The organism is Thalassococcus arenae (assembly GCF_019104745.1).
Taxonomy (GTDB): Bacteria; Pseudomonadota; Alphaproteobacteria; order Rhodobacterales; family Rhodobacteraceae; genus Thalassococcus_B; species Thalassococcus_B arenae.
The window spans coordinates 461409-474478 of sequence record NZ_JAHRWL010000001.1; the positions used below are offsets into that span (position 1 = coordinate 461409).

The window sequence follows — 13070 nt, forward strand, 5'->3', positions numbered from 1 at the left end:
GCTTTTTTGTTGCGCCCGAAACGGTGCGTTTCGGTCAGCCGAAATCCTGGCTCATCAGCACCCGGTGAATCTCGCGCCGCACCAGTTTGCGGACGTTGCGGGTGATGCGTTCACCCAGGGCACCCTGCAATTCCTGGCGGACGATCTCGGCGACCATGTCGCGCAGCATGTCTTCGTCGATGACTGGCACGTCGTCGCGCAACAAGGCGGCTTCACCCCAGGTCTGGTCCTCGTCCGGTTCGACCGTTTCGACCGGTTCAACCGCTTCGACCGTTTCGGCGACGATCTGGGGGCCGGATTCCCGACCGGCGTCAGCCTGAGCGACGTCCTCCGACGGCTCCTCGGCCTGGGGCTCGCTGTCGTCCCAGCCGACCGTCCGCACCGGGCGGTGGCGGAAGGCCGCGTTACCCCCTTCCTCGGGGCGGGCATCTTCGTATTCTTCGTCGTCGGCGGTACGGCCGACCATTTCTTCAAGGCGCGCGATCTTGGTGGCCAGCGACTCGTCGCCGGCCGATTTTCGTGCAGCGGTTTCCGGGGCGTCTCCGGCCGGTTCTTCGTCGCCGTCGGCTTCCACGGCGTCGTCCCCGGCCAACAAGTCGGCCAATTCGTTTTCGGCATCCCGTGTCGCAGCCTCGTCAGCCGCATCGGCAGAAGCCCCGTCAGCGATTTCGGGCTGGTCTTCGTCTTCGTCCGAGGGCATGGCTTCGTCTTGCGACGCCGCGTTTTGCTCGGCGATGCCCTGCTCGAGCGCGCGAAACACCTCTTGGTTGACCAGCGCGGTCAAGGCATCCAGGTCGCTGGCTTCGGATTCCTCGGCAAAAGCGAATTCGTAACCGTCATCCCAATCGTCATCGGCCGCGGCATCGCGCCCTTGTGAAAGGGGTGTTTCGTCGCCCCGTGACTGCGTCGGTCCGGAAGCGATGTCTTCGGGCACGCGGTCGCCGAACTGGGCGCCGGTTTCGTCGCGATGGGCGTGTTCGTCCACTGCGGTATCGCGTTCGTCCACCGTTGCATCCGGAGCGCCCGCATCCGGGGCTTCGGCCACACGCAACGCCGGCGTCAGAACGAGTTTGTCCGCCGCCTGGTGCGCCTGTGTTCGCGCTTGCGTCCGCGTGTCCTGGGAAACAAGCCTGCGAATAGAAGACAGAACGTCTTCGATTTCCACGTTCGTCACGGAATCGGTCATTGGCCTACCACTCTACCTCGGGCGACACTGTAGCCCCCGAGGCGATTCCGCACAACAGACCGGGAAAATCCTATTCTTTTCCAAGGGCGCGCAGAACACGGTCAAGATCGCGGCCCTGCTTGCTTTTCGCCGCGGGCGAGTCCTTGACAAGGTTGTAATAGTCGGACGGATCGTAGATCGGCACGTTGAGACGCAACGATTGCGCGGTCAACTCGCCGATCGACGCCAACACGGAATAGGCAGCGATGGTCTGGTCGACCTGTGCCGAAATCAACGCGGCCTGCGCATCGAGCAGTTCCTGTTCGGCGTCCAGCACGTCGAGCGTGGTTCGCGCGCCCAGCGTCGCTTCCTCGCGGACGCCTTGGAACGCCACCCGCGACGCCCGGACCTGATCGGTGGTCGAGGAAATCCGCGACTGTGCGATGCCCAGTCGAGCATAGGCATTGCCGACGTTCTGACGGATCTGGTGGCGCACCACGTGCAGGTTGCCGCGCGCAGCGTCGCGACGCGCCATCGACTGCCGGACAAGCGAAGGAAGACGGCCGCCCTGGTAGATCGGACCGGTGGCTTCAAGGGCGATCCGGCCATTCCGCGAATAGTCGCGTTCGCCGAATTCCTCCGTGGCCCCCAATCGACCGCTCAGCGTCACTGTCGGTTTCGCCGCGGTTTCCGCGATCCGGATGGACAATTCGCCGACGGCGACGTCATGGCGCGCCTGGACCATCTCGGGATGACTGCGCACCGCCGCGGTTTCCGCGACCTGCTGCGAACCGGGAAGTCGCGGCGCGCTGCGCGGCGCCTGCAGGGTTCCGGGCCGCTGCCCGGTCACCGCGCGGTATTCCTCGACCGAAATCTGCAACTCGCCTTCTGCCGCGGCAAGGTCGCTCTGGGCTGCGGACAGGCGCGCTTCGGCCAGCGCGACATCGGTCCGGGTCACTTCGCCCACCTCGAAACGATCACGCGCAGCCCGCAATTCCTGGGTGATGACGCGGACGTTGTTCCGGCGCAGGGCCACGATTTCAAGATCGCGCCGCACTTCCATGAAAGCCTGGACCGCCCGAAGCAGAACCTCTTGTTCGATCGCGAGCAACTGCGCGCGGGTCGCCAGAACCGTTTCCTTGGCGGCCTCGATCTCGAGCCGGTTGCGCCCGCCGTTATACAACGTCAGTTCGGCGATCAGGTTGATACTGGCCGTGGTCGAACTGATCCCGGTCGTACCGAACGAGCCGGTGAAGGCGGATGTGCCGCCGTTGACCCCGAAATTCCGCACCACTTCGCCCGACCAGTTGATGACCGGGCGCAGCGCGGCGACCGCCTGCGCGACGTCTTCGTCGGCCGCCCTGAGCAATGCCCTGTTCTGCTCCAACAAGCCGCTGTGCTTGTAGGCGGCAACCAATGTATCGGCCAGCGTTTCCGCCGTCGCCATTGCCGCACCCGAAAACGTCAGGAGCGCCGAAACCGCCGCCCCGGACATGATCTTGAAGAATTTGCTCGACACGCACTTACCCCTTTCAGGCGGCGTTTTTTCGCCGCAATTATCAGAGCGCGAAGGCGCGCTCCCTTTGAAATCCGTCGAGGACCGGCGCCCCCGCGTTGAAGGCGAAACGCCACGTCACCTTGCCATCGATCTTGTGACCGACGCGCATGGTGCCAAGCGTGTCCTCCATGAATAGCCCCGCAATCCGGCCGCCATCCTTCAATTGTTCCAAAAGCGGTTCGGGAACGGTTTCGATCCCGCCCTCGATGACGATCGCATCATAGGGGCCGTGTTCGGACGCGCCCGAAGCCAACGCGCCTTCGTGCAGAATGACGTTGTCGGCGTTGATCTCCGACAGCAGGTCCTGCGCGTCGCTCAGCCTGGTCGCATCGTCTTCGACCGCGACGACCGCTTCGGCGATCTGCGCGATCACGGCGGCGGAATAGCCGAAACCGGAACCGATATCGAGAACCAGATCGTTCTTGCCGATGTCCAGCGCCTCGAGCATCTTGGCGAAGGTACGCGGATCGAGCAGCACGCGACCGTTGCCCAGATCGACATTCTCACCCGCATAGGCAGCCTCGATCCGTTCGCGCGGCACGAAGATCTCCCGCGGGACGGTCAGCATCGCGTCAATGATCGGAAACTCGGTGACGTCCGAAGGGCGCACCTGATTGTCAACCATCATGCGGCGGCGCGTGGCGAAGTCGGTCATTGACGTTACTCGTTCAGTCTGAATTCGCTTCCGTATTGCCACAGTTGTGCAACGGCGGCAACGTTTCCAGGCCTTGAAGATGACTGCCTGCGTCAGCGTGCCGTAAGGGTGACACGCTCCGCCGATAGCGCTTGACGCCGCCGTCGCGAGTGCCTAAGCAAACCCATCTCTGGCGAGTTGGCGGAGTGGTGACGCAGCGGATTGCAAATCCGTGTACACCGGTTCGATTCCGGTACTCGCCTCCAAAAATTCTATTTCGGATCATGCCCTTAGGACGCCGCCCACTTTGGGTGCCGTTTTCGAGAACGTTATAGACGCAGTTTTGGTGCGAAAAACTGTTCAGGGCACCTTCCATCGGCTAAGTGCAGGGAGCATCGTCTCTTTTCAGCCGGAGGTGGCTCTGTTGCACGAATCCTGTGACGGACTCATCTGGTGAATCCCGCGTGGTAGCTGGGATGCAAGAGCAGACCCACACCCACGACCTACAAGATCAGGAACTGGCCAACCTACCATGAAGCGCTCAAGCGCCGGGGCTCGCTGACGATCTGGTTCGACCCCGAGATGACCTGGGATGGCGTGCCGACAGGCGGGCGTGGTCGCCAGCAGACCTACAGCGATACTGCCATTCGGACTTGCCTGACGATGAAGGTGTTGTTTGGCATGGCGCTGCGACAGACGACAGGGTTCGTCGAAAACTTGTTGCGCCCGGTCGGGCTTGGCTGGTCGGCGCCCGACTTCAGCACGCTGTCGCGCCGCCAGAAGACGCTGACCGTGAACATCCCGTATCGGGGCGCCAAGGGACCACTACACCTTCTGGTCGATAGCACGGGCATCAAGGTCGCGGGCGAAGGCGAGTGGCATGCACGCAAGCATGGTGGCCCCAAACGGCGCATCTGGCGCAAGATCCATCTCGGGATCGACAAGGAAACGCTGGAGGTCCGGGCTGTCGAGATCACCGGAAGCCACATCGGAGATGCACCGGTCCTGCCCGACCGTCTCAGCCAGATTCCGGAGGGCCAGGAGATTGGTAGCGTCACGGCGGATGGCGCCTACGACACCAGAAAATGCCATGATGCGATCGCAGACCGCGGCGCAGATGCCCTAATCCCGCCCCGAAAAAACGCCAAGCCGTGGAAGGCCGTCACCGCCGGAGCCATGGCCCGAAACGAAGCCTTGCGCGCCGCGAAAAATCTGGGCCGCGCGTTCTGGCGACGATGGAGCGGATGCCACCGCCGGAGCCGAGTCGAAACGATGATGCACTGCGTGAAACTGCTGGGCCAGCGGCGCAGGGCGCGGGATTTCGACCGCCAGGTCGCCGAACTTCAAGTCCGCATCGCTGTCCTGAACGGCTACACCGCGCTCAGCATCCCTGTCACAGAGGCCGTGGAATAGGTCTGTCTGGGGAAAGGGGACGCCTGCCAATAACCAGATTTGTGCAACAGAGCCGTGCACTTGCCTAATAATCAGGCAGATCGCTGATCCAGAGGTGAGCCCACGGCGGTGAAACCCCGCCGCCGGTCATGCCGCTTGACAGGTCCGGGGATGCAGATTGCTATCGAACTGCCATGCCGACCGCACAAACCATGACCGAGCAAAACATCTTCGACGAAATGTGGGGGGCCGGCGGAGCGCTGCGCGATCCCTACATGCAATTCCACAGATGGTTCGACGCCGAGGACCCCAGGCACCTGCATCGCAAGAGCCGCGAGGCAGAAGAGCTGTTTCGTCTGACCGGCATCACCTTCAACGTCTACGGCCGCGACGAGGCCGAAGAGCGGCTGATCCCGTTCGACATCATCCCGAGGATCATCTCGGGGACCGAATGGCAACGCCTGACGAAAGGGATCGAACAGCGCATCACCGCGATCAACGCCTTTCTGCACGACATCTATCACAAGCAGGAAATCATCCGGGCCGGTCGCATCCCGCTTGAGATGGTCAGCCGCAATGACGCCTTTCTGCCGCACATGATCGGGGTCGCTCCACCGGGCGGCATCTACACGCACATCGTCGGTATCGATCTGGTGCGGACCGGGCCGGACGAGTTCTTCGTTCTCGAAGACAATGCCCGGACGCCGTCGGGTGTGAGCTACATGCTCGAGAACCGCGAAACGATGCTGCAGATGTTTCCCGAGCTGTTCTCGCAGAACCGGGTGCGGCCGGTGCAGCAATATCCGCGCGATCTGCTGACCTCGCTTTCGGCCACCGCACCGGCCTGCGCCGCAAGCACCCCGACCGTGGCGGTTCTGACGCCGGGCATCTACAACTCGGCCTATTTCGAACATGCCTTCCTGGCCGATCAGATGGGTGTCGAACTGGTGGAAAGCAGCGATCTGCGGGTTGTCGACGGGCGCGTCGCGATGCGCACGACGCGCGGCTACAAGCCGATCGACGTGCTCTACCGCCGGGTCGACGACGCCTTTCTGGATCCGTTGAATTTCAATCCCGAAAGCCAGCTGGGCGTGCCCGGGATCATGGATGTCTACCGTGCCGGCGGCATCACCATCGCCAACGCACCCGGCACCGGCATCGCCGACGACAAGGCGATCTATTCCTACATGCCGGAAATCATCGAGTTCTACACCGGCGAACGCCCGCTTTTGCAGAACGTGCAGACCTGGCGCTGTTCGGAGCCCGATGCCCTGGCCTATGTGTTGGACAATCTTGACGAGGTCGTCGTCAAGGAAGTGCACGGTTCGGGCGGCTACGGCATGCTGATCGGTCCCACCGCCAGCAAGAAGGACCTTGCCGCGTTTCGAAAGAAGCTGAAAGCGCGGCCGGGCAACTACATCGCGCAGCCGACGCTCAGCCTGTCCACGGTGCCGATCTTCGCGCGGTCGGGGCTGACCCCGCGCCATGTCGACCTGCGGCCCTTCGTGTTGGTCAGTCCCGAGGGTATCAAGGTCACGCCGGGCGGGCTGACCCGGGTGGCGTTGAAACAGGGCTCGCTGGTGGTGAACTCGTCCCAGGGCGGCGGCACCAAGGACACCTGGGTGCTGGAGGACTAGGGGCGATGCTGGGCAGAACCGCCAACGGCCTGTTCTGGATGTACCGCTATCTCGAGCGGGCCGAGAATACCGCGCGCCTGATCGAAACCGGTCAGCGCATCGCCCTGACCCGGCTGGGCCAGGGCGACGAGGAATGGGGCTCGGTCCTGCAATCGGCCGGCGCGCTGACCGGCTTCGACGACGCCTATGACGAATTGACCAAGGACAACGCCATCGACTGGTTGCTTCGCAACTTGGACAACCCGTCCTCGGTCCGGTCCTGCATCGCCGCGGCGCGGCAGAATGCGCGAATGGTGCGCACCGCGATCACGGGCGACGTCTGGAGCGCCACCAACGCCGCGCACATGACCGCCGACAGGATCCTGGCGCGCAAGGTATCGGAACGCGACCTGCCCGAAACGTTGCGCCGCCTGCGCGAGAACGCGGCGCTGGTGCGCGGAGTGACGCTGGGCACGATGCTGCGCAACGACATCTTCGACTTCCTGCGGCTGGGCACGTTCCTGGAACGCGCCGACAACACCGCGCGCATCCTCGACGTCAAGTATTACGTGCTGCTGCCTTCACCCAGTGCCGTGGGCACCTCGCTGGACAACGTGCAATGGGAATCGATCCTGCGGTCGCTGTCGGCCCGTGGCGGGTTCCGGATGGAATACGGCGCGCGGGGCGGACCGCGCGAGATCGCGCAGTTCCTGCTGCTCGATCCGCGCATGCCCCGGTCGATGGTGTTCTGCATCAAGAAGCTGTGCACCAATCTGTCCTATCTGCGCCGCGAACAGGACGGAATGATCCCCGCTCTCGACCTGGCCGAAGCGATGCGCAGTGAAACCCTGTCATGCAGCATCGACGCGATCTTCGACGCCGGGCTGCACGAGTTCCTGCAGGACGCGCAGCAACGGCTGGCCGCAATCACGCGCCAGATCGAAATCGATTTCCGATTCTATGAGTGATCCGATGCACCTGCATATCCGCCACACCACGCGATACCGTTTCGATGCACCCGTCCGCTACGGGCTGCAGCAATTGCGCAAGACCCCGAAAACCGGGCCGCAGCAACAGGTCCGCGAATGGGAGACACGGATCGCCGGCGGCCGCAAGGAGCTGACTTTCACCGATCACCACCGCAACATCACCGAATTGATCGGCTTCGACCCCGATACGACCGAATTGTCGATCACCTGCGAAGGCCGGGTCGAGATGACCGACACCAATGGGCTGGCCGGACCTCACCGGGGTCCAGCGCCGCTCTGGCTCTATCTGCAGCAAACGCGCGCAACGCGGGCCCGATCGGGCGTCAAGGCGCTGCTGCGTTCGATCAAGCCCGACGCGCAACTGGAAAGCCTTCACGCGCTGTCGGCTGTCATACGCGCATCCGTGGAATACCGAACCGGGGTCTCGCGGCCGGACTGGAGCGCCGAGGACGCGATCGAGGCCGGCGCCGGCGTGTGCCAGGACCACACCCATATCTTTCTGGCGGGCGCGCGCGCCCTGCAGATCCCGGCACGCTACGTCTCGGGCTACCTGATGCTGAACGACACCACCGTACAGGACGCGATGCATGCCTGGGCCGAGGCGCATGTCGACGGCTTGGGCTGGGTCGGTTTCGACATCTCGAACGGCATATCCCCCGATGCCCGATATGTCCGCGTCGCGACGGGGCTGGACTATTCCGACGCCGCTCCGATATCTGGGTCTCGGATCGGCGGCGCAGGCGAAGCGCTGCGGGTCGAAATCACCGTCGCCCAGCAGTGAAGGCCGGACATGACGTATTGCGTAGGAATGGTACTGCAGCGCGGGCTGGTCTTCATGTCCGACACCCGCACCAATGCCGGGCTCGACAACATCTCGACCTTCAAGAAGATGAAGACCTGGTCGGTGCCGGGCGACCGGATCTTCACCGCCCTGTCGGCCGGCAACCTGGGCACCACGCAATCGGTCATCAGCCTGCTGGACGAGCGCACGAAATCCTCGGCCGACCGGGAACCCGCCCTGTTATCCGCGCCGTCGATGTTCCAGGCCGCCCGGCTTGTCGCCGACACGCTGCGCGAGGTGATCGCGCGGCAACGCCCCGCCGGTCAGACCGCCGACAGCACCTTCAACGCCACGATGATCTTCGGCGGCCAGATCGCCGGCAGCGATCCCAAGCTGTTCCTGATCTATCCCGAGGGCAACTTCATCGAGGCCAGTGCCGACACGCCGTTCTTCCAGATCGGCGAAATCAAGTATGGCCGCCCGATCCTGGTGCGCGCCTTCAAGGAGGACATGGCCTTCGAAGAGGCGATCCGCCTGCTGCTGGTCAGCTTCGACTCGACGATGAAGGCCAACCTGACGGTGGGCGCGCCGCTGGATTACCTGTGCGTCGAACGCGACACGATGCGTATCGCCGCCAGCGGCCGGTTCGAAGGCGACGATCCCGCGCTGCAGACGATCTCGCGGATCTGGGGCGATGCGCTGCAGCAGGCGCTGGACGGCCTGCCGGGCGTGGATCTCAGATCCGTCTGACCGGTGCGGTCAGCCGTACAGCCCGGCAACCCGCCCGCGCAGCTGGATCAAGGCCAGAACCGTGTCGATCGTTGGGGTCGGTGTGTCGGTGATCCGGCCCAGCTCCTGCACCGATCCGACCAGTGCGTCGATCTCCATCGGGCGTCCCATGTCCAGATCCTGCAGCATCGACGTCCGGTGCGCCCCCACCGCCGCGCCGCCCTCGATCCGGCGATCCACGTCGATCGGGAATTTCACGCCCAGCTTTTCGGCGACAGCCTGGGCTTCGACCATCATGCCGCGCGCCACCGCACGGGTGCCGGGATCGGTACACAGCACGTCCAGAGTGGCATGGGTCAGCGCCGAGATCGGGTTGAACGACAGGTTGCCCCATAGCTTGACCCAGATCTCGTCGCGCAATCGCGGCCGGACCGGCGCCTTCAGCCCCGCCGCGCCCAGGGCCTGCGACAAGGCCTGTGCGCGGTCGGATTTCGACCCGTCCGGCTCGCCCAGGGAAAACCGGTTGCCCTCGATATGCTTGATGACGCCGGGGCTGGTGACCTCGGCGGCGGGATAGACGACGCAGCCCAGCACGCGGTCGGGACCGAACCCGTCCCACTGCCTGTTTCCCGGGTCGACGCTTTCCAGCCGCGTGCCTTCCAGCGGTCCGCCGATCTTGTGGAAATACCACCACGGCACGCCGTTCACGCCGCTGACGATGGTGGTGTCCGGCCCGATCAACGGCTGCATCCGCTCCACCACGCCCGGCACCGAATGTGCCTTTAGGGTGACGATCACGTAATCCTGCACGCCAAGCGCCGCCGGATCGTCCGATGCGGTGACGGCGACCGTGCTGTCGCCGTCTTCCTCGATCAGGCGCAGGCCGTTTTCCTGCATCGCCGCCAGGTGCGGCCCGCGCGCGACCAGGCTCACATCCGCCCCCGCCTGCGCAAGCTTGACGCCCATGTAGCCACCAATGGCACCCGCTCCGAACACACAGATCTTCATGCTGTCTTCTCGCGTCCGGTATGCTGTCCCGGCGCGCCCCCTGCTTCTTCTCTTTCAGAAATACGCAAATCCCGCCGGTGGCCGCAATCGTGACCACCGGGTCGGGATCACGCCGTTTCGACCAGCCCCAGCTTTTCGGCCAGCCCGATGCGCTGCATCTTGCCGGTCGCTCCTTTCGGGATCTCGTCGAGGATCACCACCCTGCGCGGCACCTTGAACTCGGCCAGGCGCTGGCGGGCGAAATCGCGGATACCCGCCTCGTCGGCCTGCGCCCCGTCGCGCAGCACCACCGCCGCGGCGACCTCCTCGCCCAGCTTGGGATGCGGCAGCGCGAAGGTCACCACCTGCTGGATCGCCGGGTGGTCCATCAGCACGCCGTCCACTTCGAGCGGTGACACCTTTTCGCCGCCGCGGTTGATGATCTCCTTGAGCCGTCCGGTCAGATGCAGAAAGCCGTCGTTGTCGAACGCCCCCTGGTCACCCGTGCGGAACCAGCGATGGCCCTCGGCCTCGAAGAAGTTCTTGGCATTGGCGTCGGGGTTGCCCTCGTAGCCGGGGGTGACGTTGTCGCCCGAGATGCAGACCTCGCCGGTGCCGTCGATCAGCCGGTTCTCGGTCTCGTGCGCGATGCGCACCATCGGCCCGGCCTCGACACCGACGCTGCCGGGCTTCTGCCGGTCCAGCGGGTTGCAGCACATCTGGTGCGTCGCCTCGGTCATTCCATAGGCCTCGACCACCGGCGCGTTGAAGGTGCGCGCCAGTTCCTCCATCACCTGTGCGGGCAGCGACGCCGAGGACGAGCGCAGGAACCGCAACGGCACATTGGCGATCGTCTCGGCGTTGCGCGGGGCGCGCGACAGGATCGCCTGGTGCATGGTCGGCACCGCGGTGTACCAGGTCGGCCGCGCCTCTTCCATTATGGCAAAGAAGTTCATGGCGTTGAACCCGGCCGTGCAGAAGATCGATCCGCCCGAGATCAGGGTCGCGGACACCGCTGCCACCAGCCCATGGATGTGGAACAGCGGCATCACGTTCAGGCAGCGGTCCTGCGGGGTCAATGCCAGCGAATGGGCGATGTTGACCGCCGAGGCGGCCAGGTTCGATTGCAGCAGCGGGACGATCTTGGGTCGCGATGTCGTGCCCGAGGTGTGCAGGATCAGCGCGATGTCATCCGGCCCGGGCGTACCCTCGGGCGCCGCGTCCTGTGCCGCATCGGGCACCAGGCGGAAGCTGCCCGCCGGATCGGCGTCGTCGCTTTCGACCCGCAGGATCGTCATGCCGGCGCGCTGAGCCGGCGCCAGGGCCGGGCCGTCATAAGCCGCCTCGACCACCAGCGCCTTGGCCTTCAGGTCTTCCAGGTAAAAGGTGTATTCATCCTCGCGGTACGAAGGATTGAGGGGGGCCGTCGTGGCCGATTGCGCGATGGTGACGAAGGCCGTCGCCATCGCCGCGCCATTCGGCAGGACGATCGCCACCCGGTCCGAAGGTCCGACGCCCGCCGATCGAAGCTGCGTCCGGATGTCGGCCGACAGCGCACGCAAGCCGCCATAGGTCAGCCACGTCCGCCCCGGTGCCCCGATCGCCGGTGCCGTGTCCGGATGCGCCGCCAGCAGCGCCTGCAAAGTCGTCCCCATCGTCGTCTTCCTTGTCTTTTCGTATTGCCGTGTTCATCGTCGTCACTCCGCCGGGGCCATGCTCTGGCGGGTCGATTTCCTGAGATACTTAACCGCCGGGAGCACAAAGAAAAGCGCCGCGATCGCCAGGAAGCTGGCCGAAAGCGGCCGTTCGAAGAAGGCCAGCACGTTGCCCTGCTCGGCGATCAGCGTCTGGCGAAAGCTTTTTTCCATCAGCGGGCCGAGCACCAGCGCCAGCACCAGCGGCGCCAGCGGGTAGTCGGCCTTGCGCAGCAGATAACCCGCCACGCCGAAACCCGCGATCAGCCACACGTCGTGCATCTTCTGGCTGGGCGCGTAGCCGCCGACGATGCACAGCACCAGGACCAGCGCGCAGAGCACCGTGAACGGCATGCGCAACGCCCAGACGAACAGCGGGATCAGCGCGATATTGATCGCCACGGCGGCGAAATTCGCGGTGTAGAGCGACGAGATCAGGCCCCACACGAATTCCGGTTGCTCGATGAACAGCATCGGCCCCGGCATCAACCCCCACATCACCATGCCGCCCAGCAGCAGCGCCGTGGTGGGCGAACCGGGTATGCCCAGCGTCAGCATCGGCAGAAGCGATCCGGTCGAGGCGGCGTTGTTGGCGGTTTCGGGCGCGGCGACGCCTTCGATATTGCCCTTGCCGAAACTTTCGGGATTGCGCGAGGTCTGACGCGCGATGCCGTAGGCCATCAGCGATGCGGGCGTCGCGCCGGCGGCGGGCAGCATGCCGACGAAGAACCCCAGGAACGACCCGAAGCTCATGGTCTTCCATAACCGGTTCATGGCGCGGAATCCGGCCCGCAACTCGCCGAAGGTGATGCGCGCGGGCGTGACCTGCGGCGCGGATTTCGATGTCTCGATCGTGTAGAGCACCTCGCCCACGCCGTAGGCGCCGATGGCCAGCACCAGGAACGAGATGCCCGAATAGAAGCCCGGCAGATCGCCGAAGATCAGGCGCGGCTGGCCCGAGATCAGGTCGAGCCCCACCGTCGACAGCACCAGCCCGAGGCAGATCATCACGATGGTCTTGAGCACATCGTCGCCCCCCAGGCCGACGAAAGTCGTGAAGGCCAGAAGCACCAGCGCGAATTCCTCGGCCGGGCCGAAGGCGAGCGCGACATCGGCCAGCGGCGCCGCGAACAGCGTGAACAGCACGACCGAGATTGTTCCGCCCACGAAGGAAGCGACAGCAGCTGCGATCAACGCCAGTCCCGCCTTGCCCTGCTGCGCCATCGGCCGGCCGTCGAACGTGGTGGCCACCGCGGTCGAGGCGCCGGGAATGCCCAGCAGGATCGACGATACCGCGCCGCCATACATCGCGCCGTAATAGATCGCCGCCAGCAGGATGATCGCCGAGGTCGGCGGCACGATGAAGGTCAGCGGCAGCACGATCGCCACGCCATTGACCGACCCGAGCCCCGGCATCGCGCCGATGAACAGCCCGGCGGTCACGCCGAGGATGACGATCATCAGGTTCAGCGGCGACAGCGAGGTCGCGAAACCGTCGGCGAGAAGGGTCAATACGTCCATGATG

At 64.7% G+C, this 13070-nt stretch carries 11 protein-coding genes and 1 tRNA gene; 6 read left to right on the forward strand and 6 right to left on the reverse strand.

Annotated features, from left to right (window positions below; all coding sequences use genetic code 11):
* Nucleotides 1–34 precede the first annotated feature (34 nt).
* The 3 genes from KUH32_RS02305 to KUH32_RS02315 all read right to left on the reverse strand — a co-directional run bounded on the left by KUH32_RS02305 (nucleotide 35) and on the right by KUH32_RS02315 (nucleotide 3378).
* On the reverse strand, nucleotides 35–1186 hold the full coding sequence (locus KUH32_RS02305) for a hypothetical protein (RefSeq protein WP_217776457.1): 1152 nt from the start codon (nucleotides 1184–1186) through the stop codon (nucleotides 35–37).
* 70 nt (nucleotides 1187–1256) lie between these two features.
* Complete coding sequence (locus KUH32_RS02310; RefSeq protein WP_348541073.1) at nucleotides 1257–2684, reverse strand: TolC family outer membrane protein; 1428 nt, start codon at nucleotides 2682–2684, stop codon at nucleotides 1257–1259.
* 40 nt (nucleotides 2685–2724) lie between these two features.
* Entirely contained in the window at nucleotides 2725–3378 is a 654-nt protein-coding gene (locus KUH32_RS02315; protein ID WP_217776458.1) for a protein-L-isoaspartate O-methyltransferase family protein, read from the reverse strand.
* A 171-nt stretch (nucleotides 3379–3549) separates the two neighbouring features.
* On the opposite strand from KUH32_RS02315, the gene KUH32_RS02320 reads away from it, so the two are divergent.
* The 6 genes from KUH32_RS02320 (at nucleotide 3550) to KUH32_RS02345 (ending at nucleotide 8885) form a co-directional block, all read left to right on the forward strand.
* A tRNA-Cys gene (locus KUH32_RS02320) sits at nucleotides 3550–3623 on the forward strand.
* Between the two features lie 205 nt (nucleotides 3624–3828).
* Entirely contained in the window at nucleotides 3829–4770 is a 942-nt protein-coding gene (locus tag KUH32_RS02325) for an IS5 family transposase (protein WP_217778247.1), read from the forward strand.
* Between the two features lie 191 nt (nucleotides 4771–4961).
* Nucleotides 4962–6386: a circularly permuted type 2 ATP-grasp protein gene (locus KUH32_RS02330; protein WP_217776459.1), complete on the forward strand. Its 1425-nt coding sequence runs from the start codon at nucleotides 4962–4964 to the stop codon at nucleotides 6384–6386.
* Nucleotides 6387–6391: 5 nt separating this feature from the next.
* Nucleotides 6392–7333: an alpha-E domain-containing protein gene (locus KUH32_RS02335; protein WP_217776460.1), complete on the forward strand. Its 942-nt coding sequence runs from the start codon at nucleotides 6392–6394 to the stop codon at nucleotides 7331–7333.
* 4 nt (nucleotides 7334–7337) lie between these two features.
* Nucleotides 7338–8135 (forward strand): transglutaminase family protein, encoded by a 798-nt coding sequence (locus KUH32_RS02340; protein WP_217776461.1) that lies wholly within the window; start codon nucleotides 7338–7340, stop codon nucleotides 8133–8135.
* Nucleotides 8136–8144: 9 nt separating this feature from the next.
* On the forward strand, nucleotides 8145–8885 hold the full coding sequence (locus KUH32_RS02345; RefSeq protein ID WP_217776462.1) for a proteasome-type protease: 741 nt from the start codon (nucleotides 8145–8147) through the stop codon (nucleotides 8883–8885).
* A gap of 9 nt (nucleotides 8886–8894) precedes the next feature.
* Here the strand turns inward: KUH32_RS02345 and KUH32_RS02350 are convergent, their stop codons facing one another.
* The 3 genes from KUH32_RS02350 to KUH32_RS02360 form a co-directional block, all read right to left on the reverse strand.
* The gene (locus KUH32_RS02350) at nucleotides 8895–9872 is read right to left on the reverse strand and encodes a 2-dehydropantoate 2-reductase (RefSeq protein ID WP_217776463.1); all 978 of its coding nucleotides are present in this window, start codon (nucleotides 9870–9872) and stop codon (nucleotides 8895–8897) included.
* A 107-nt stretch (nucleotides 9873–9979) separates the two neighbouring features.
* Nucleotides 9980–11506, reverse strand: coding sequence for an acyl--CoA ligase (locus KUH32_RS02355; protein ID WP_217776464.1), 1527 nt, complete (start codon nucleotides 11504–11506; stop codon nucleotides 9980–9982).
* 42 nt (nucleotides 11507–11548) lie between these two features.
* On the reverse strand, nucleotides 11549–13066 hold the full coding sequence (locus KUH32_RS02360; RefSeq protein ID WP_217776465.1) for a tripartite tricarboxylate transporter permease: 1518 nt from the start codon (nucleotides 13064–13066) through the stop codon (nucleotides 11549–11551).
* Nucleotides 13067–13070 lie beyond the last annotated feature (4 nt).

Bases quoted from the DNA above. Each gene is read 5' to 3' on its own strand.
- KUH32_RS02340 (WP_217776461.1), top strand. From the start codon at position 7,338: ATGCACCTGCATATCCGCCACACCACGCGATACCGTTTCGATGCACCC.
- KUH32_RS02345 (WP_217776462.1), top strand. From the start codon at position 8,145: ATGACGTATTGCGTAGGAATGGTACTGCAGCGCGGGCTGGTCTTCATG.
- KUH32_RS02330 (WP_217776459.1), top strand. From the start codon at position 4,962: ATGACCGAGCAAAACATCTTCGACGAAATGTGGGGGGCCGGCGGAGCG.
- KUH32_RS02350 (WP_217776463.1), bottom strand. From the start codon at position 9,872: ATGAAGATCTGTGTGTTCGGAGCGGGTGCCATTGGTGGCTACATGGGC.
- KUH32_RS02315 (WP_217776458.1), bottom strand. From the start codon at position 3,378: ATGACCGACTTCGCCACGCGCCGCCGCATGATGGTTGACAATCAGGTG.
- KUH32_RS02335 (WP_217776460.1), top strand. From the start codon at position 6,392: ATGCTGGGCAGAACCGCCAACGGCCTGTTCTGGATGTACCGCTATCTC.
- KUH32_RS02355 (WP_217776464.1), bottom strand. From the start codon at position 11,506: ATGGGGACGACTTTGCAGGCGCTGCTGGCGGCGCATCCGGACACGGCA.
- KUH32_RS02360 (WP_217776465.1), bottom strand. From the start codon at position 13,066: ATGGACGTATTGACCCTTCTCGCCGACGGTTTCGCGACCTCGCTGTCG.
- KUH32_RS02305 (WP_217776457.1), bottom strand. From the start codon at position 1,186: ATGACCGATTCCGTGACGAACGTGGAAATCGAAGACGTTCTGTCTTCT.